This is a genomic window from Bacillus sp. P4_E1, assembly GCF_056401715.1.
In genome coordinates, this window is the sequence record NZ_JBFUIV010000001.1 from 431909 (window position 1) to 451875 (window position 19967).

Consider the following 19967-nt stretch of genomic DNA (forward strand, 5'->3'; position numbering starts at 1 on the left):
TTTTATTGGTGCAAACACACAAAAACCGCCGGTTATTCGGCGGTTTTGTCATACTTGCTCAGTTTATATTGAAGCGTTTGACGCGGAATACCTAACATTTTTGCTGCTTGCAAAATATTCCCTTCCGTTTCAATTAACGCTTGATCTATTAATTCCTTTTCCATTTGATGAAGAGCTTCCCTAAGCGGTAATATACTTTTCTTCTTCGGAAGTTTCTCTTTCCGAAATGTTCGTGGCAAGCAATTTGCTGTTAACGAATTCCCTTCTGTAATAATGACAGCATGTTCAATCGTATGCTTTAACTCACGAACATTTCCAGGCCATTGATAAGCTTGTAATCTTTCTTTCGCTTCCTTATCAATTTGAAGTACACCTTTTTTATAACTTTTATTATATTCTTTCAAAAAGTAAGACGCTAATAACAGTACATCCTCAGTTCTTTCGCGAAGCGGCGGGATATATAATGAAAACACATTTAATCGATAGTATAAATCAGTGCGAATTTTATTTTCTCTTAAACATACTTCTGGAGGCTGATTCATTGCAGTAATAACGCGAACATCTACTTTTCTCGTCTTATTATCACCAATGCGACGAATAACTCCATCTTCTAATACACGTAGCATTTTTGCTTGTAAATCAAGCGGCATTGAATTCAGTTCATCTAAAAATAATGTCCCTCCATCTACAAGTTCAAATAATCCTGCTCGTTCKATTGCCCCTGTATAACTACCTTTTGTCGTGCCAAACAGCAAACTTTCTAATAGCGACTCTGGCAAAGCTGCACAGTTTTGTGCAATAAACGGCTTGTTTTTTCGTTTAGAAGCTTCATGAATCGCTTGCACAAATAGCTCTTTCCCCGTTCCGGTTTCACCATATATTAAAACATTCGCATCGGTTGGCGCTACTTTTTGTGCTAACTCTTTCGTCTGTTTAAAGCGGGAATCATCAGTTACAATTGTCTCGAATGCAACATGCTTTTTCACCGTTTTTTTGCTAGTCGATCGTTTTATTTTCGATTGTAGATCTACAATCGTATCAGTAAGCTTTTGAATAGTAGAATAATCTTTCGCAATTTCTACAGCACCAGCAATATTTCCATCTATTAAAATAGGTAACGTTGTATTGACCGTACAAACGTCTTCCCCATTTAAATTTTGGTAATGTTGAACTTGGTGTACGATTGGTTTTTTTGTATCTAATACTTTCATCAACGTACTTGTTTCTCTGGATAATGACGGGAATGCTTCTAATAAATGCTTTCCTAGCACATTTTCAATTTTAGATCCATCATGTTTTGCAGCAACTGTATTATAAAATATTGTAATCCCATTTTCATCTACTGCATGTATGGCCTCATCTATACTGCCCAAAATCGCTTCAATGACTTCCTGTGTCGAAACTGCTAGCAATGTCATCCCCCCTTTTGCCGAAAATCCAGCAAATTCAACGCCGAATTTCCGGCACCCTCTGTGCGATTATAAGCATGACGATTCCGTTCTATTATTTTGATGAAATGTATATATATTTTTATTGCTTATTTATGGTTAAGTGAAACTTTAATCAGTGGGGCTTTATTATTAACCCGACTCCCACTTAACTTCTTTGCTTTACAGCCGAATTTTGAGGCGGGAGTCTTACTGCTTTCGAATAGCTTGATAAATCTTTCACCCATATATTCATATCTTCCAACTTATCAAAAATGTAGCAATTATTCGCAAGCCTTCCCGTATATGTATAGCCTAATTGATGAAAGGCTGCATTCATACCGAAAGATAGCGAGCGAGCAATTGTATAAGAACAAAAAATAGATTTTTCTTGGAGCTCTTCCTCCAATTTAATTAACAGACTTTTCATGAAACCATGTTTTCGATATTCAGGTAATGTAGCACAATTCGTTAATTCTGCATTACCTTCTTTCACGTTCATTTCAGCAGATGCTGTACTAATAATTTTTCCCTCGAATTCATAAACATAGTAAATTGTATCGTCTTCCTTCATCGTCTGCTTTACATAATTCCCATCATTTAAAGGTGTCGGATAAACTTCAAATACTTTTCCAAAGACAATTGCTAATTCTTCCGCATCCTCTTCTGTCGCTTTTCTTAACACAAATTCCTCTGGGACTATTTTTTCTTTCACTTCTTTTTCTTTTACACCACTTAAAATAGTATCTTCCTCAGTCCAATGAATACTATTTCGTCTTTCATCATTATGATATTTCACGAAGAAGTGCGCATCGTGCCCTTGAAAATAATGAGGTATCGTTGCTTCCAGTAAGAAACCGAAAGAGAGCCATGTTGAAACATGCTCTCCCTTTCCTTTAATAATACATTTAGTGAAAGAATGTTTCTTTGCTAATTCATCGATTGTTTGTATGATGCTTTCAACATTTCCTGTATAGTGATCAACTCTAATACGTTTATTAAAATAATCTAAAATCCCTTCTACTGTATAATGCTTTGTCTGTTCACTAAAAGATTCATAGTATTTCATTTTTTCACCTCACACCAATCTAGTAATGTACATGCAATTATTTTTGCGGCAGCAATCATTTTATCAACTTCTATATATTCGTTTGGATAGTGTGCTACTTTCGTCTCTCCTGGACCAAATACTATCGTGGGTACGTTAGCTATTTGTGTGAACAAACCTCCATCTGTTCCCCATGGCGAAGCTTCTATAATCGGCTCGTTCCCTTCGATTTCAACAAAGTTATGTTGAAGCGTTGTAATAAGTGGATGATTTTCTTCTAGTTCACCAGGAACCCATCTAGCCCCAAACCATTCTACTTCTACAGGATTTTTTACAAACCAACTATCCACATCTTTTAATTCACCAATCCAGCCCTCAAACTCTTCTTTTGCTGCCTCTATAGTCTCATTCGGCGCAATACCACATCTTCCTTCTAAAATTAATGAATCGGGAACAGAACTTGGCCAGCTTCCCCCTTCAATTTTCCCAACGTTAATTGGAATTGGAATCGGAATCCCCTTAAATAACGGATCTGTAATTCGACCATTTCTCTTCTCTTCTAATTTTCTCAAATGCTCTACAACAAACATACTTTTTTCAATTGCACTTACTCCTTCATAACGTGTACCACCATGTGCTGCTTTTCCTTTTATATGTAGACGAAACCACATTGATCCTTGTTGTTTCGGAAAAAACTTCATATTCGTCGGCTCAGGAATAATAACGCCATCTGCCTTATATCCTCGTAAAATAGCAGCTAATGTTCCTGCCCCACCGCTCTCTTCTTCTATTACACTTTGAAAATGTATATCACCTTTTAGTTCAATACCAGATTCAATAATCGCTTCCATCGCAAGCATAAGTGAAACATTGCCGCCTTTCATATCTGTTGTTCCACGTCCATATATGCGGTTTCCTATTTTCTCTCCACTATATGGATGATGGTCCCACTGATTTACATCCCCTTCTGGCACGACATCAATATGCCCGTTTAAAATCATAGATTTCCCTTCGCCACTTCCTTTTAAAGTCGCTACAATATTCGGGCTATCTGTAAAACTTGTACGAGGTGATACGAAATAAGGGTGATCTTTCATTTCATTAAAAGCAGGCTCCCAAATATCAAGATTTAGACCTAACTCACGCAACTTTTCAATAACAATTGCCTGCGCACCACTTTCATCACCAGATACGCTCTTTTCTTGAATTAATCGTGTTAAAAATTTTACACTCTCTTCTTCATGACCCTCAATATAATCACAAACTTGTTTTTTTAATTGCTCCATATATTACAACTCCCCTCATTCAATTACTAGTAAATTTGAGCTCATATGAAAATCAGCTGTCGTATGTCGTTTTACATCTTCTACAGTATATGGACTCATTAATTCTTGTAAGACAAGTCCTCTTTGGGTCACTTCCATGACAGCCATGTCTGTAATAATTAAATCTACACATTTTTTCGAAGTTAATGGCAATGTACATTCCGAAACAATCTTTGCATTTCCGTATTTATCAACATGATTCATCACAACAACGACCCGCTTCGCTTTTTGCGCTAAATCCATCGCTCCTCCAATACCTGGAACGCGTTTTCCTGGTACAATCCAGTTCGCTAAATCACCATTTTCACTTACTTGTAACGAACCAAGTATCGTAACATCAAGTAATCCTTTTCGAATCATGCCAAACGCCATGCAGCTATCAAAATAACTTGCTCCTGTAATAAGAGATGTTGGTAAACCAGCTGCGTTACATAAATTCTCATCTTCATTCCCTTTACTTGGCGTTGGTCCCATACCAACAATACCGTTTTCCGCATGGAACATAACATTCATATCTTCTGGCAAATGATTCGGTACAAGCGATGGAATTCCAATACCTAAATTTACAAGCATACCATTCTGAATTTCTTTCGCTGCACGTCTTGCAATCTTATCTCTTACTTCTACGCCCATACCCATTTCCAATTCACTCCTTCCGATGGCACGATATAATTTACAAATACACCTGGGACGACAATTTCTTCTGGATCTAAACTTCCAAGTGGAACAATTTCTTCTGCTTCTACAATCGTTATGTCACCAGCCATAGCTACGTGTGGATTCATATTACGAGCGCTTTTATCAAATACAAGATTGCCAAACGGATCCGCTTTTTTCGCATATACAATTGCGACTTCAGCCGTTAAAGCTGTTTCAACTAAATATGTCTTTCCATTCATTTCAACTGTACGCTTTCCTTCTTCTACAATCGTATCAACACCAACGTCAACTAAAATACCACCAAGCCCTACACCACCCGCGCGAATACGCTCTGCGAGTGTTCCTTGCGGAGAGAATTCAATTTGCAATCTTCCTTCATTTAATTGTCTTCCCGCATTTGGATTTGACCCAATATGAGAAGTAACTAAAGATTTAACCCTTTCATTCGTAACAAGACGACCGATTCCTACATCAGGAAATCCAGTATCATTTCCTATTAAATTTAAATTTGTAATGCCTTTATCTAAAACAGCTTGAATTAAAGATGGAGGGGATCCGATTCCTCCAAATCCCCCAAACATTAATGTCATATCATCATGGAACAAAGAAATTACTTCCTCTATTTCTTTTAATTTACCGAATGTATTTGTAATAGTTGTCATGCGATACTATGCCCTCCTTTTTGCATCATCTCTTCCACGCTCTTTACAAAAATTGAAAGTAATTCATCTAACTCGGAATATGTAGTTGTCATTGGTGGTGCAACAAGCAGTGCACTATCCTCTTTTCCTGCTTGCCCTGAAACAGCTTGGTATAAGAGCAGTCCATTTTTAGCAGCAACTGAAATAAGCTCCGACGCTTTTGTAAACGGTTGCAATTCTATTCCAATTAGCAATCCTTTTCCACGAACATCGGCAATGATTGTCGATTGTTGCTGAACTTTCTGCAAACCTTTTAATAAATACTCTCCCTTTTCTGCTGTTTTTTCAGGTAAATTATGTTTCTCCATATATTCAATAACAGCTAAAGCCGTTGCTGCAGACAATGGATTTGCACTAAGCGTATGCCCGCTCATTACAGAACGTGATCCACGTAAAATTGGCTCCATAACACGGTCACTTACAACTGTTGCTGCCATTGGTGTATAACCTGCTCCTAGCCCCTTACCAAGGGTCATAATATCCGGTTCTACACCCCAGTGCTCCATCGCAAACCATGCACCAGTACGACCAAGTCCAGTCATTACTTCATCCGCAATAAATAATATATCGTAATGACTACAAATATCTTTAATTACTTTATAGTATTCTTTCGGTGGGACAACCGCTCCTCCAGCAGCTCCGATAATCGGTTCAGCAATAAAAGCTGCAATATGTTCTGCACCAATTCGATCAATCGCTCTTTCTAGTTCAGTCGCACAAGAAAGTTGACATGTTGGATATACCTTTTGTACAGGACATCTAAAACAGTATGGAGCTGGAATAGTCGGATAATCTTCCAAAATAGAAACGAAACGTTGTCTGCGCAGTGGATGCCCAGACATAGATAAAGCTCCCATTGTAATCCCGTGATAGCTCATCCACCGTGACAAAATTTTATGTTTCCCTTGAATGCCACGCTCCTGAAAATGCTGAATTGCGATTTTCATAGCTGTTTCATTTGCTTCCGTACCACTATTCACAAAAAAGCTCCAGTTCAAATCTCCTACACATAAATCACTTAACTTCTTCGCTAATTTTTCAGCTGGTTCACTCGTAAACTGTGATCTATAAACGAAAGCGATCTCCTCTGCCTGTTTTTTTATAACTTCTGCTATCTCTGCTACGCCATGTCCAATACCTGCCGTAATCGCTCCAGACGAACCATCAAAATATTTATTTCCGTTTTGATCATACAAATACACACCTTTTCCATGTGAAATCATCGGATACGGCTGACCAACAAGTGGTTTAATTAAGTAATCGCGCATAGCGCTCCCCCATTTCTCCAATTTGTATATGTATATGAAGAAAATTGACGTTTCTTTCATAAAAAAGAATCCTCTGCAAAAGCAGTGAATTTATCAAAAAACTATTATAAAATATACAAATGACTGCTAAATATTATTTTAAAAACAGAAAATTCAGAACTAAAAATGAAGACCAACCTTACCTGTACGCTTAAATACCCCTTCCTGATTTAAGATAACAGCAAATTGAATATTTTTTTAATATAATATCAACTTTCCTCAATTGCTGACATTGTGTAAACTTCGACGAAACTCCCGTTATTCTCCTTCCTATTATCCTACTTTATATTGCATATTTTCAAACAAAATTCGACATTTTACTTCACCTCATTTATCATAACTATTTCTTAACAAATAGTACCACCTGTTTAGAACAATAAAAAAAGAACCGATTAACCACATTAATCAGTTCGGCACGACGCTCTTTTATCGGTATTACCTTATCCAACGCATCACTAAAATTAATAGAAATACTCATAATACAAATCCATAATTCGTCCCACAGCCTATAGCACCAAATCCTCCATAACTTCATTCCAAATAACTATGGGGATATCCCCATCCCAATGGTTCCACTCCTTCCATCAAAGTCAAACTACCTTTCCTTTATAATTTATGTAGGACAATTATCGATTTGTATGTGTGTTTGCCTATAAATAAAAAAATCCCCATTTAAACTTTTCCTTCTAGAAAGGCAAGTTTTTTGCATAACCTCTTTCTAGCTTCGCATATATTTGTAATGATGATAAAGGAGGAATGTTCATGACTCAATCCGAAATTGAAAAATACGGCCAAGAAGCTGCACGTTACGAACAGCTCGCTCGTTACTATCAATATAGCAATCCTAAAAGATATGTAGAACTCTATATGAAATACTATGATGCAATTACAAAACTTGTACAAGCATATGAAAAGAGAGATTCACAAGAAGCGACTTTACCGTCACATATGAGAATCTTCCACACAGCTCCCCATACACCAGCAGTTGATATTATAATAAACGGACAAAAGGTTATCAAAAATATTTCTTTTAAACAATTCAGTCCGTATTTATCATTAGTGCAAGGTAAATACCGTATTGATATTGTCCCTGTCGGAAACGAAACTCCAATATTTTCAGCATTAGTACCAATAATGGGGAATCACACTTATACCCTTGCAGCGGTCAATAGCGATAATCATCTCCAATTACAACCCATTCTTGATAATACTCATTTACCATCTGGTCAAGCAAAAATACGATTTGCACATTTTTCACCAGACACTCCAGTTGTAAATGTAAATTTAAAAGATGGGGATCATTTATTTGAAAATGTACTCTTTAAGCAAATAACAGATTTTTTACAAGTTAGCCCTGGTACAGCAGATATTGAAGTTTCACTTGCTGATACAAAAAAAGTACTATTAACCATTCCAAAATTCAACGTTGAACCAAATACAATTTACACAATTTCAATAGTTGGTTATTCAACTGAGGATCCAAAATTAGAAACCGTTATACTTACAAATTAAAACAGTCTACACCATTCGCATGGTGTAGACTGTTTACTTTTGAAACGTAATTTGAAATTCTGTCCAATCGTTATCCGAACGACACAATATGGATCCTTTATGTTTTTCTACAATTTGTTTACATACAAATAGTCCAATACCAGTTCCTAGCTTTTTAGTAGTTACAAATGGCTCAAAAATAGTCTCTACATTGTCTGCTGGAATCATAGGTCCATTATTTTTTATAACAATGCGAACAGCCTGATCCTCTTCAAATACATCAATGATAATTTTCCGCTCTTCTTTCACCGATTCAAGAGCATCAATCGAATTCATTAAAATATTTAAAACTACTTGCTTCACTTCACTCCGGTAACCAACGAGTGGAATAGGATACGGCAAATTCTTTTCAATCAAAACATTTGCATTAACTAAACTTGGATATAAGAATTGTATAATATCTTGAAATAAGTCATTTACCAAAAAACGTTCAGATTCATTCCACATTTCTTTTTTCGATACAAGTAAAAATTGCGAAATCCTAAAATTTAATTGATCTAATTCATGTGAAATAATATCTAAATACGATAGATTAGGGTGATCTGTCTTCAATAACTTTACAAATCCCATAATCGAAGTTAGCGGATTACGAAATTCATGTACAAAGCTAGCCGACATTTGCCCTAGAATCGTAAGCCTTTCTTTATGTGTTTCATTTATATATTGCTGTTTTTCTTCTAAATTCCTCGATATAATTTCTGAGTATTTTAAAACGGTATAATAAATTAATTTGTCAAAACAAGTATGTATTTTGGCCATAATCGGTTTCAGTTCTCGAGCGCTTACATCCAATTCGCACATCGCTTCAAAAAGTTCATTTCTTCCCACATTTGCATTGTAAACAAAATCTCCAATATTCGCATCTGCCCCTGCACGCTCAATGGCAATTTTCTCACATAATGGCTGAAGATAATTAATGTCTTTATCTTCCATAATAAGTTCGATAATTAACTCTAATAAATTCGCTCCATTTTGAACTACCTCTTGTTTAAATGGATCTTTTTCGGAAATTATCATTTTGTTTTTCCAGTTCTCTACGAATTGGTGCCTGTTGTTTTTCAAGTGCGAACAAAATACTTCTTTAATATCCTTATCGATTGGAAAAACCTCCATTCCTCCATTTCCATACGACGAATACCCTTTATATTTTGAATATTAACACAAAAAATACATTTCGTTAATAGATTTTTGTCACATTTTGTTAATTTCTGTTGATAAAATTTATTTTTCCTTTCTTATTTAAATAAGTTGTATTCCTATATCCCTTTCTCTTCTCATTTTTTTAATTATTTTCCTGTTCAAAACTACTTTTTTTTTGCATCCTTTTTAATTCTTGCGTACAATAAGAAGTGAAAGGTGTGAAAAATATGGTAAATAAAAATGTGGAAGACTATCTCCAAGAAGGCATATATGGCCAAAAGCAAAACAAACCAGAAGAACGTAATATGTACTTAACTACATTACGTGAGCGTGTAGAAATCGCTTTAACAATCGGTCAAGTAATGCAAAGTAATGTGTATACAGAAGTAACGGGTAACATACGTTCTTCTCAATCATTACAACTATTCCTAAATGGAAGCATTGCTTACCCACATTTATCAAAATACATTAAATTAGCAACTGAAAAAAATATTCATTTTACAATTGTTCAAAATAAAGGTACTGAAACACCAATAGGTTTAGTACTCTCTCATAGCACTGCTGTAGATAAAGAACATATTTATGTCGAAGATGATATTTTCAAACAAGAAATGAAGTAAAAGGTACACTTGATTAAATGTAATCGTTCCGAGAAACGTAAAACAAACAATAAAAAACGAGTATGGAATCGTAAACATTTCCTGCTCGTTTTTTATTGCGGTGTTTAAGCTCGATCTACTTTATTTTTTAATACACACTAATTTCATTTCTGTCATTTCTTCTATTGCATATTTAATCCCTTCACGGCCTGTTCCACTCTCTTTCACACCGCCATAAGGCATATGATCTACTCTGAACGTTGGAATATCATTAATCATGACACCACCGACTTCTAATTCATCAATTGCACGCATTGCCTTACATAGATTGTTTGTAAATACACCTGCTTGTAATCCATAACGTGAATTATTTACTTGTTCTAAAGCCTCATCAAATTCTTTAAATGTATTTACAGTCATAAGTGGACCAAATACTTCTTGGCACTGAACAGATACATAATCTGGAACATTTGTTAATACAGTTGGTTCAAAAATCCTTGCATCACGTTTGTTACCACCGTATACAACATTAGCTCCTTCCTTAACTGCCTCTTCCACCCATGAATTTATACGTTCTACATCTTTTTTTGAAATAAGTGCTGATACATCTGTTTCTTCACGAAGCGGATCTCCTACTACAACGTTTTCCATTGCTTTCGTTAATTTTGTAATAAACTCTTCCATTTTGCGTTCATGCACAAAAACACGTTGTACTGAAATACAAACTTGTCCATTATTCACAAACGCGCCCCATTTTACACGTTCAATTATTTCGTCTGTCAATTCAACATCTTCATCAATAATTACTGCAGCGTTCGATCCTAATTCTAACGTCACTCGTTTCAACCCGGCTTTTGCCTTAATTCCAATACCTACTTTCGGACTTCCTGTAAAAGTAATACTAGCAACGTTCTCATCTTTTACTAATGCCTCACCTACAACAGATCCAGGTCCAGAAATTATATTGAAAGCTCCCTTTGGTAAACCAGCTTCTTCAAATAATTCTACCAATGCATACGAAGAAAGTGGCGTTTGGTCGGCAGGCTTTAGCACAATAGTATTTCCAGCCGCAATTGCTGGGCCTACCTTATGTGCTACTAAATTAAGTGGAAAATTAAATGGTGTAATAGCACCAATAACCCCGATTGGTTGTCGAATTGTATACGCTATACGGCCACCTGCTCCTGGTGCAGCATCTAATGGTAACGTCTCACCATATATTCGCTTCGCTTCTTCAGCTGCAAACTTATATGTTTGAACAGTGCGATCTACTTCTCCACGTGCAGCACGAATTGGTTTTGCAGCTTCTTTTGCGATAATCTCTGCAAACTCTTCTCTTCTCTCATCCATTTTTTGTGCAACCTTTTCTAAAATAGTTGCACGGTCGTATGCGGATAATTTTTTCATTTCTTTCATTGCATTTTTGGCCGAAACTATTGCTTCCTTAACGTCATCTTCTGTACCTTGCGCAATCTCCGCTAATGTTTCTTCAGAATATGGTGCATACAATGGTTTATACGTCTCTACTGATTTCCATACCCCATTTATATATAAATGTTTTTTCATAGTGGTTCTCCTTCCGAATATATGTATACAATAATGCATTTCATTTATTTCACCTAGTGAAAGGTCTGACTTGTGTAATTGTATCATAGCCCTAATACATCAAAAAAACATTTTGCTCAAAAAAACTCTGCTACAAAGCAGAGTTTACGAACTAATTTGTTCTTGGAGCGAAATCTTTTTTTCATCTCCTACAATAACAATCGATTCTGAAGGTTTCGTTACTTCTAATCTCTTAATATAGTGTCCATCTAATTTTTTCACGCAAAATTTATAATTTTCAATCTCAATGGTATCACCCTCGGAAATCTCAATATTTTTTGTTAGGATCCAACCGCCAATCGTATCGACATCATCGTCGTCAATAGTCAAACCTAATAATGCGTTCACTTCACTAACAAGTACTTTTCCCTCTAAAATCGTTTTCGTCTCACTAACTTGTTGGATTTCCGGTTGTTCATCAGTATCGAACTCATCTTGAATATCCCCTACAATTTCTTCTAAAATATCTTCAACGGTTACAAGACCTGATGTACCACCATATTCATCAATTAATATAGCGATATGTGTTCTTTCTCTTTGCATTTTTAAAAATAGATCATGAATCGGGATAGATTCAATAACTAAAATAATTGGCCTAATATATTGCTCCACTGTCTTTTCACTAACAACTCGGTGCTTCACAAAATCTGTAAATATATCTTTAAAATTCACAAAGCCTATTACATGGTCCTTATCACCATCAACAACCGGATACCTCGTATATTTTTCATGAGACATTTTTTGTAAAGCCTCTTCAGCAGGCATTTCTTTATTTAAAATATTCATCTCTGTTCGTGGTACCATTATTTCTTTCGCAATACGATCATCAAATTCAAATATTTTATTCACATACTTATATTCAGATTGATTAATCTCACCATTTTTATAACTTTCTGAAACTAACAACCGCAATTCTTCTTCTGAATGCACTTCATCATGCCCTTTTGGTGGTTTCAACCCAAGAAACTTTGTAATTAACCGAGCTGATCCATTTAAAATCCAAATGAATGGGAATGCAATACGATAAAACAAAATGAGTGGCTTAGCAACAAAGAAACTCACTTGTTCTGCTTTTTGAATCGCAAATGTTTTTGGAGCTAACTCTCCTACTACCACATGGAAAAATGTGATAAACAAAAATACTAAAATTATAGCTAAAATGTCTGCGAGTTGAGTAGGGACGTTCCAATTTGCAAACAACACATCAAACATGTGCTTTAGCGCAGGTTTACCAGACCACCCAATCCCAAGAGCTGTAACAGTTATTCCTAATTGACAAGCTGATAAATATTCGTCTAAGTTTGTAATGATTGTTTTGACAGATATTGCACGATTATTTCCTTTTGCAATTAAATAGTCAATTCGTGAACTCCTCACTTTAACAATTGCAAATTCTGCTGCAACGAAAAATGCCGTTAAGGCAATTAAAACAATCACTATACTTATACTATATATGTCCAAATACTTTTCCTTACTTACAGTGTAAGCAAGGAAGCCACCTCCTACTTAAATTTATTCAAGTGAAGTAAGCATTCTTATACTCTAATAAAATTCTACATTAGTAACCACCTTTTTATATATTATATGCATACATAAAAAAGATATTTATAATTATGATAATCTAATTAGCTTATTATCGTCAAACTATAATAAGCCCAATTTTCCGATAACTAAAATATTTTATATAAATAGTATGTGCTAAACAGCTGAACTTCGTGAAAAAACACTTTCTTTGCCGATTCCACACTTCTTTTGTCACACCTGAAGGGAACTTGCTACATAACTAGAAATCATTCAACAGGATATATATAGGAGGGATTATTTTGGAATATAAAACACCATTTATCGCAAAGAAATTAGGTGTTAGCCCAAAGGCTGTTGTCCGGATTGCACAACAATTAAATCTTACGATTAAAAAAAATAAATATGGTCATTTTATTTTCACACAAGGTGATTTAGATCTAATGTTAGAATACCATCGCTCTCAAATGGACCAGCCTCAAAACTCTCAAACTACTCAAAAACCATCTTCAAATGATGTAGAAAAATTAAAAACTCAAGTAAACACAATTGTTCAAAACACATCATCGAATGATTTTGAGCAATTAACAGCTCAATTTACCACAATTACGAGAAGACTAGATCGAATGGAAGAACAAATGCAAGATAAAGCAAATGATGTCGTTACATACCAACTTTTACAACATCGCCGCGAAATAGAGGAAATGTTAGAACGAATTCAAAAACTAGAAGCTGCCCTAAAAAAAGAAGAACCAATATACATTACTCCTGATGCAAAACCAACATATGAAAGAGAAAAGAAACCGAAGCGTCGTAAAATGATTTTTAGTATATTTGGACTATAATATTTTAGACCCTTATTCTGAGAATAAGGGTCTACTTTTTGTATGAAAACAGATGCCTTTAATAAGTAACTCTTCTTCATACTATACATATTCATATATTTTCATTTTGTTAACATAATATTTTTACTGTATTCTGCAATAAGTGCCTGCGCATGAGCATTCCCTTGAATAATATCACGGAATTCTTTCAAAGAATACAGATGTGTAGCCCCTTTTCGAGCATGAATTCGCACTGGTACACCTTGTAAAGTATCATGAAACTGGAATGGACTATCTATCGGTTCGATTGGAAAACCGAGTGTAAGTAAATACATATACATTCTTTTTGTAACTGCTGCAATATACCATTCCGCTTTCGTCTCTAACGCATGCATAAATAAAATAGCTGCCAGCCTTTTGAAATGTCCTCTCCCCCGAGACGTTTTCGCAATACTTAACTTTCCTATTTCATACACATTTTTCAAATCTTTCACTAAATCATTTTTAGAAAACGGATAGAAAAACTCAGAATTTGATTGTTCAGGTACTGTAAACTTAATACATTCTACTGTACCAATATGATGTTCATCTTCTATTAATAAAAATCGTGATGGATTTAAATTACGTTCTACAAACATTAAGTTTCTTTCTTCACAAAAATCTCCCCACAGTTGCTCGAACCAAAAATGCTCTTCCTTTGTTTGAACACGCTGGAACATATTTAACCGCCTTTCCCATCGCCGCTCTGTTTTTGATAACGCTTTCGCTTACTATCATATAAGAACAAATCTTCGTATGCAACTAAAAATATTTATGTCTTATTATATTCTGCAAAATGAATTAAATTCCTACTTATTAGTCATTCATGCACATGTAAAAACCCTTAATTCCCCATACTATTACAAACATAAAAAGATTCAATTACTCTAATAAAAAATAATAATCACTATCAAGTTCGAACCGTATAATGTGTCTTTCCGTACTGCATATAATTCTTCTTAACCTAAAGAAATCCTTCATTAAAAAGGATTTCTTTTACATTTTATTACTTTTTAACCATTTCTCAAAAATTTGAATCATCCCATGCTTCCCAGCCAACTTCTCTTCTCCTTGTTTCGTTTTATATGGATATAGTTGTAAAAACACTCCACATCCAGATTCAATTTTTTTACTATGCATATGGCTACCTGGATATACACAAATCACTTCATAAATCGCTCTTCGCTTAAAAATTCGTTTACCATCCTGTTCTTCTACATACTTAATAGACCAGTATTTATACATTTGCTCCGTTGCTTTCGTATTACCGACAGGCTGAAAAATATTGTACATAGGGCTGTATTTCACTTCGATAATAATAGAAGATTTATATACATACTTCTCTTCTTCCTTTACATAACAATCTAAACGAATATCCGGCTTCTTTGTGTCCTCTCCGTTATAAAAATTACTTCCTTTGCTTAGTGCAATAAGAGGGTGTGTTTCAATTAAATCATTAAACGCGACGTGCACTTTTATATCATCTCGATGTAAAATCACTGTCGTTCCATCTTGTAATCCGTCTAAATAAAAATGTTCTTGTATTTGTTCACGAATAGGATTCTTATCTTCAAATCCGATTTGTTCTAATATAGAAATAACGATAAAAAAAGCGTAATACTCATACACTAAAAACGTTGGTTTATATACGAATAATAAAGATGGGGGTTGCTCCGTATGTTGCGGTAACAATTCTAAATGGTGGATTAATTGTTGATGCGGTATAGATAAAATGTTCGAATTAATGGTAGCTGTTTCAGAAACTTCCCTCCAAAATGGAGAATACAATAAATTTCGAAAGTATTGCACACTTTCATATACGATATGAGCTAATATTTTATATTCTTGTATTTTCACAGAACTTTTCCGTAAATCTGCTTCTTTCAGTAAATGTAGATTTCTATATTTTTGTTTTTCCCTATCCGTCACGGATCCATTTCGTTCAATCGTTTTCATAATTGTTTTAACAGCTTGAAATTCATCTGACTTTTTCTTCTTTTCTCCTTCTAGTATTTCAATAGTTTTACGTACAAAAATTTCTGCTTCAAGTAAATAATAATAGAATTGCATCGTTTTAAATTTAAGAAATGCATTTTCAATACTATTTTTTTGCTCCTTAAATTTACGGTTGTAATATTTCGCATAAAGCTTTCTTTCCGTCATAATGGCAGTTTTTCTCGTTGCCTTCCGCGCTTTCGTTTCCCATTCATATTCGTGTACAAATTCCGCATTCGATTCTACTTTCTTAAAAATTTGTTTTATTCTTTTCATTTTTTGTGGCAACTTTCTTAACAATACCAAATAAGAAGAATCTTCAATATCGCTAAGTGCTGAGAAAGTTTTCTTGTAATAACCTCTATCTAAAATTAACTCGTTTAAAATTGACTTCACATAATCTTGAATCATTTCAAATTGGTCATCAAAAAAGTTTTTAGGAACAACTTGAAACGCACCATAATAAGTTTTATCTTCTATACGCACTTCAAAATGGTATAAGCCACAGCGCCACGGATAAAAAAATTCAGTTTTTCCATGTTCATACACTAATACTCTTTGTTTTTTTTCATTTAATTCATATTGTGACTCTTTTATATTCTTTTGTCCCTCATATACTTTATTCCATATGAATGTAATATCCATTGGATTTTGATAATGGAAATGTAATTTCAGTGGTTTTAATTCCTGTACTTTATAAATACATTGAACTAATGCTGTAGTAGACGTACAAAGCCGGTTTAAAAGGATAAAATCGCCTTTCCCCTCAGTACCAATAATTAGCTTCAATACAAACGGGAGCGTTTCTTTCGTATCGACGATTGCTGTTTCATAACGCTCCTCATTTTGCATAGCCATACAGCTCCAGTTCTCTACGCTTTTGTCTTATATAAGCTAAAGAATGTTCAAATGTAGATACACGATTTGCAAGCGGAGACTGTAAAAGTGGTATCAATGTCGCTCCCCTTTTTGCTTCTTCAGAAAGTAGAGGGCCCACTGTCATTTCTGTCCCCCTTAGTTTCGTTAATACACGCTGCTTTATTTGCAAATCAAAACCTTCTTCCCTGCTAATCATATAAGACTGATTATTTTGGAACGGTATATTTTGCAAATACGTAGCGATTGCGCTTGCACATCGGAAAGAAATTCCTTTTGATATATCGTGTGATGATAATACATCATGTAACTTATCCAATAACTCTAATTCCTCTTCAGTATACACTTCGATCATCTCTTTATTCCTAAACCAATTGAGTCGAAATTCTCCCGTTGTTACTTTCAGCGGAGGTTGCTGAACAACTTTCTCATGTTCTATACTCATCTCGCAAAACGGAATTTTTTGTAATGTAATCAAATTTGTTCGATCTAATAATCGATCGGAAAGCTCTTTCGTCGTTTCATCAAAATTTACAGTGCCTACGAAAATAATATTCTCACCAATTTCCACTGAAGGTGGAATTTGATTTTCTATTTCTTGTACTTTCTCATACAAACTCAAAATACGATTTTTCTTTTCAAGTTGAAGAACGGATAGAAACGGAGTAAACCAATGCTCAATATGTGACATGTTCATTTCATCGAACACAATTATATACAATTGATTTGGATTTTCTTTAGCCTTTAACAATGTCCGAACTAACTTCGTTTCACTTTCAATAAAATTACCATTCGGATGAAGGTAACCGAGAATATCATGTGGTTCTTGATACGATGGTGAAATCGGAATCCAAATTAATTCTTCCCCATAACGTAAACCAAGTGATTCTGCATAAGCTTGCACAAAGCGTGATTTCCCAACACCTGGTATACCACCAACAATTGTTAACATATTGGTTTTAATACTAATGTGAAAATTATATATATCTGTATCATCCAAATATAACCCTTTATTACGAACCATACTTTGTACATACTGCAAAAAAGAGGATTCACGCTCATCCCATTCCCAGTCATCCTTTTGCATTTTAATATCTTCTACTTCAACTAACTTACCTTCTTCAGCAATTCGTTTATTTAGTTGGTCATACACATTTTCACTTACAAAATATAAATGATCATCTACTGCTATTTCTACATGTTTCATCCAATCGTTTATTTCAATATATTTGCATTCTTTTCTTTGCTCAAAATATGAAATTGAACTTATTGATGATTTTAACGATAAATTTCCATATAGCCTTCCCTCATGCCACAATAATTCTGGAGGCTCAAAGTCTTTTGGTAATTTAGGCATAAGAAATGATAAATAACCGTTGCTTAACTTCCGTTCCAATGACGCTCTCTTTTTATAATTTGAGACCTTTGGTGAAGGAATCACTTTATATGAAGATGCTATTTCCCGAGGCTCTTCTGTGCATATTAATTCCAGAAATAAATTTCCACGATCATAATAAAGACGAAACATAACCAGTTGCTTTTCTAATTTATGCTTCTTTAAATCAGTAAAGATTTTTTCATTCTTTTTATTACTGCATAATCCTTCAAACAAATATTTTCCAGTCGGAAATAACTCTTGTAAAGTTAAAGGTATTGAAGAAAGACATTGTACAAAGAAATTTTCTCCATTCTTCTCTCCCTCAGCTTTTGCAAACTTCCCAATAAACCTCATATAATACATTCGCTTTATAAAACTTGGATGAAGAGCTTTATGTAATTTCAACGTAGTCACCTTCTTTTTTTCATACTATTCTTATTGTATGAACTACAATCTAAAACTAGAAGTCAACTACCCCCACTGAGATGAAGCGTTTCAGTGGGGGCTTGAGTTAGAACGCTAGGTCTTTTCGTCTATCGCTAGACAGTTTGACGCTCTAGAATTCATGCCACCTTACAGTAACACCCCAAGTATGTTTTTGGTTGGTACTAGAAACGAACAATCGTTTCCCCACTTGCACCACCCTTTCGAAAAAGAGCAGTTCTTCCTTATAGAAGAAGCCACCACTCAGATGAATCYGGCGTGTGCTACAAGCCCCGACAAGTCGAGTACACATGGATGGTTGACGCACCCACTAAGCTATGCGCGAAGCAACAGCCTTACGTKTTTGCACTTCTAATAGAATCGGCGTTTTCACTTTGAGGTTGTCATCCAATTCTACAACTCTTGATTTTCCCAATGTATTCAACGCACCATTAATATCAGCGTGGATACATGTTCCTGCTTTACTTTGGTACAGACCACGAGTGATTCGTTTGCCACTAAAGCGATAATGCGTCCTATCATCCTTATCCCAAACTGGGACCCTATCTTTATCAAGAAAACTAGCTTTTGAAGTATAGCTTTCTTCTTGTTTTAAAAATCGGATGCCTTCTTTTATACATTTATTCTCAATTGCTGCAATCAGTTTATGAAATGGAATTTGAACAAACTTTTGATTATTCTTTTTTCCCATATCAGATTTTTGTTTCCAACCCGTGTTATACCCTACGACAATAGTATCTATATCGAATGCTTTCACTTTTTTGAACAACAAACCCACAGTTTGTGAAATGTAACCATTTATTTGTCTTTCTCGTTTATGCCAAAGTGCGGCCATTCTATTCGTTACAACGCGTTTTGAAATTCCATTTTCTATATTTTTCTGCTGCAAATTACGTATCTTTTTGTTGAAGTATTGGTTAATGGATTTTAATTTTTTTCCATCAATTAAAAATGTGTCACCTGTATTTGTTACGCAACTTAATAATCTATCTACACCTAAATCGCAACTCAAAGCGTTACTAGTAGTCGTGGATGGTTTCTTCATTTGAGAAACGTGCATTTCATATGTGTAATGCACCTCAAAGAACCGACCTTTTTGCTTCGGTACAATCTCAATGTAGGAGATTTTTTTATTTTTTACGTTTTTAGGCATACGTATTTTAATGGAACCGAATTTTTTTCTGAATGCCACATTCATCGGAATCATCCAATACCCGTTATCATCCACTTTTGGAACCTGATAGATTTCAATGATTCGTTTGTCCGTTGAACCAGAATAATTCGGAAACCTAGGACGGCCTGTGAATGTTTCCGGTTTTTTCTTCCACTGTTCCCATGCTTTAAAAAAGCTTTTTACTTCTGTAAATAAGGCTCTACGAATCGCTTGAACAGAGTTTGATTGGACGCCCGAGTAGTTCATATCGGCTTGCATGGCAGTGTCCACTTCTTTTACAGTAGCCATCTTGTTATTATTCAGATAACTTTGTTTAATCGTGTACAATCCAACATTTCGCAACGCTTTTGAAC

At 34.9% G+C, this 19967-nt stretch carries 16 protein-coding genes; 3 read left to right on the plus strand and 13 right to left on the minus strand.

What is annotated here, in order from left to right:
- Positions 1 to 32 precede the first annotated feature (32 nt).
- The 6 genes from rocR to AC1DS7_RS02160 form a co-directional block, all read right to left on the minus strand.
- Positions 33 to 1418 carry an arginine utilization transcriptional regulator RocR gene (rocR, locus tag AC1DS7_RS02135; protein ID WP_002012652.1) on the minus strand — a complete coding sequence of 462 codons (1386 nt, stop codon included), beginning with the start codon at positions 1416 to 1418 and terminating at the stop codon, positions 33 to 35.
- A 178-nt stretch (positions 1419 to 1596) separates the two neighbouring features.
- A complete protein-coding gene (gene ablB, locus AC1DS7_RS02140) occupies positions 1597 to 2496 on the minus strand; it encodes a putative beta-lysine N-acetyltransferase (protein WP_016102075.1) in 900 nt (299 codons plus the stop codon).
- Complete coding sequence (locus AC1DS7_RS02145; RefSeq protein ID WP_012260890.1) at positions 2493 to 3761, minus strand: peptidase; 1269 nt, start codon at positions 3759 to 3761, stop codon at positions 2493 to 2495. Before AC1DS7_RS02145 ends, ablB begins: the two co-directional genes overlap by 4 nt.
- Before the next feature lie 15 nt (positions 3762 to 3776).
- Positions 3777 to 4439, minus strand: a complete 663-nt coding sequence (locus AC1DS7_RS02150; protein WP_476998747.1) for a CoA transferase subunit B — start codon at positions 4437 to 4439, stop codon at positions 3777 to 3779.
- Positions 4424 to 5122, minus strand: a complete 699-nt coding sequence (atoD, locus tag AC1DS7_RS02155; RefSeq protein WP_002085805.1) for an acetate CoA-transferase subunit alpha — start codon at positions 5120 to 5122, stop codon at positions 4424 to 4426. The genes AC1DS7_RS02150 and atoD overlap by 16 nt, the downstream gene beginning before the upstream one ends.
- Positions 5119 to 6429: an aspartate aminotransferase family protein gene (locus AC1DS7_RS02160; RefSeq protein WP_033708325.1), complete on the minus strand. Its 1311-nt coding sequence runs from the start codon at positions 6427 to 6429 to the stop codon at positions 5119 to 5121. The genes atoD and AC1DS7_RS02160 overlap by 4 nt, the downstream gene beginning before the upstream one ends.
- 801 nt (positions 6430 to 7230) lie before the next feature.
- Between AC1DS7_RS02160 and AC1DS7_RS02165 the strand changes: the two genes are divergently transcribed.
- Positions 7231 to 7980: a DUF4397 domain-containing protein gene (locus AC1DS7_RS02165; RefSeq protein ID WP_002012659.1), complete on the plus strand. Its 750-nt coding sequence runs from the start codon at positions 7231 to 7233 to the stop codon at positions 7978 to 7980.
- Positions 7981 to 8013: 33 nt separating this feature from the next.
- On the opposite strand, the gene AC1DS7_RS02170 is transcribed toward AC1DS7_RS02165, so the two are convergent.
- Positions 8014 to 9132 carry a BA2291 family sporulation histidine kinase gene (locus AC1DS7_RS02170; RefSeq protein WP_002065228.1) on the minus strand — a complete coding sequence of 373 codons (1119 nt, stop codon included), beginning with the start codon at positions 9130 to 9132 and terminating at the stop codon, positions 8014 to 8016.
- A gap of 254 nt (positions 9133 to 9386) precedes the next feature.
- Here AC1DS7_RS02170 and AC1DS7_RS02175 point away from each other — a divergent pair, with 254 nt between their 5' ends.
- Positions 9387 to 9779 carry a YueI family protein gene (locus tag AC1DS7_RS02175; protein WP_002141658.1) on the plus strand — a complete coding sequence of 131 codons (393 nt, stop codon included), beginning with the start codon at positions 9387 to 9389 and terminating at the stop codon, positions 9777 to 9779.
- Between the two features lie 120 nt (positions 9780 to 9899).
- Here AC1DS7_RS02175 and AC1DS7_RS02180 read toward each other — a convergent pair whose 3' ends face one another.
- Positions 9900 to 11324, minus strand: a complete 1425-nt coding sequence (locus AC1DS7_RS02180; RefSeq protein WP_016102077.1) for an aldehyde dehydrogenase family protein — start codon at positions 11322 to 11324, stop codon at positions 9900 to 9902.
- Between the two features lie 144 nt (positions 11325 to 11468).
- Positions 11469 to 12824 carry a hemolysin family protein gene (locus AC1DS7_RS02185; protein WP_002127238.1) on the minus strand — a complete coding sequence of 452 codons (1356 nt, stop codon included), beginning with the start codon at positions 12822 to 12824 and terminating at the stop codon, positions 11469 to 11471.
- 362 nt (positions 12825 to 13186) lie between these two features.
- Here AC1DS7_RS02185 and racA point away from each other — a divergent pair, with 362 nt between their 5' ends.
- Positions 13187 to 13729 carry a chromosome-anchoring protein RacA gene (gene racA / locus AC1DS7_RS02190; RefSeq protein ID WP_002012665.1) on the plus strand — a complete coding sequence of 181 codons (543 nt, stop codon included), beginning with the start codon at positions 13187 to 13189 and terminating at the stop codon, positions 13727 to 13729.
- 101 nt (positions 13730 to 13830) lie between these two features.
- Here the strand turns inward: racA and AC1DS7_RS02195 are convergent, their stop codons facing one another.
- From AC1DS7_RS02195 to AC1DS7_RS02210, 4 genes are all read right to left on the minus strand, one after another.
- Positions 13831 to 14427 carry a hypothetical protein gene (locus AC1DS7_RS02195; protein ID WP_002085820.1) on the minus strand — a complete coding sequence of 199 codons (597 nt, stop codon included), beginning with the start codon at positions 14425 to 14427 and terminating at the stop codon, positions 13831 to 13833.
- Positions 14428 to 14743: 316 nt separating this feature from the next.
- Positions 14744 to 16594: a hypothetical protein gene (locus AC1DS7_RS02200; RefSeq protein WP_016102078.1), complete on the minus strand. Its 1851-nt coding sequence runs from the start codon at positions 16592 to 16594 to the stop codon at positions 14744 to 14746.
- On the minus strand, positions 16584 to 18401 hold the full coding sequence (locus tag AC1DS7_RS02205; protein ID WP_002012669.1) for an AAA family ATPase: 1818 nt from the start codon (positions 18399 to 18401) through the stop codon (positions 16584 to 16586). The genes AC1DS7_RS02200 and AC1DS7_RS02205 overlap by 11 nt, the downstream gene beginning before the upstream one ends.
- 349 nt (positions 18402 to 18750) lie before the next feature.
- On the minus strand, positions 18751 to 19967 hold a 1217-nt coding region (locus AC1DS7_RS02210), incomplete at its 5' end, for an RNA-guided endonuclease TnpB family protein (protein WP_476998748.1).

Bases quoted from the DNA above. Each gene is read 5' to 3' on its own strand.
- AC1DS7_RS02180 (WP_016102077.1), bottom strand. From the start codon at position 11,324: ATGAAAAAACATTTATATATAAATGGGGTATGGAAATCAGTAGAGACG.
- ablB (WP_016102075.1), bottom strand. From the start codon at position 2,496: ATGAAATACTATGAATCTTTTAGTGAACAGACAAAGCATTATACAGTA.
- atoD (WP_002085805.1), bottom strand. From the start codon at position 5,122: ATGACAACTATTACAAATACATTCGGTAAATTAAAAGAAATAGAGGAA.
- AC1DS7_RS02165 (WP_002012659.1), top strand. From the start codon at position 7,231: ATGACTCAATCCGAAATTGAAAAATACGGCCAAGAAGCTGCACGTTAC.
- AC1DS7_RS02150 (WP_476998747.1), bottom strand. From the start codon at position 4,439: ATGGGTATGGGCGTAGAAGTAAGAGATAAGATTGCAAGACGTGCAGCG.
- AC1DS7_RS02145 (WP_012260890.1), bottom strand. From the start codon at position 3,761: ATGGAGCAATTAAAAAAACAAGTTTGTGATTATATTGAGGGTCATGAA.
- AC1DS7_RS02160 (WP_033708325.1), bottom strand. From the start codon at position 6,429: ATGCGCGATTACTTAATTAAACCACTTGTTGGTCAGCCGTATCCGATG.
- AC1DS7_RS02175 (WP_002141658.1), top strand. From the start codon at position 9,387: ATGGTAAATAAAAATGTGGAAGACTATCTCCAAGAAGGCATATATGGC.
- AC1DS7_RS02195 (WP_002085820.1), bottom strand. From the start codon at position 14,427: ATGTTCCAGCGTGTTCAAACAAAGGAAGAGCATTTTTGGTTCGAGCAA.
- AC1DS7_RS02200 (WP_016102078.1), bottom strand. From the start codon at position 16,594: ATGCAAAATGAGGAGCGTTATGAAACAGCAATCGTCGATACGAAAGAA.
- AC1DS7_RS02170 (WP_002065228.1), bottom strand. From the start codon at position 9,132: ATGGAGGTTTTTCCAATCGATAAGGATATTAAAGAAGTATTTTGTTCG.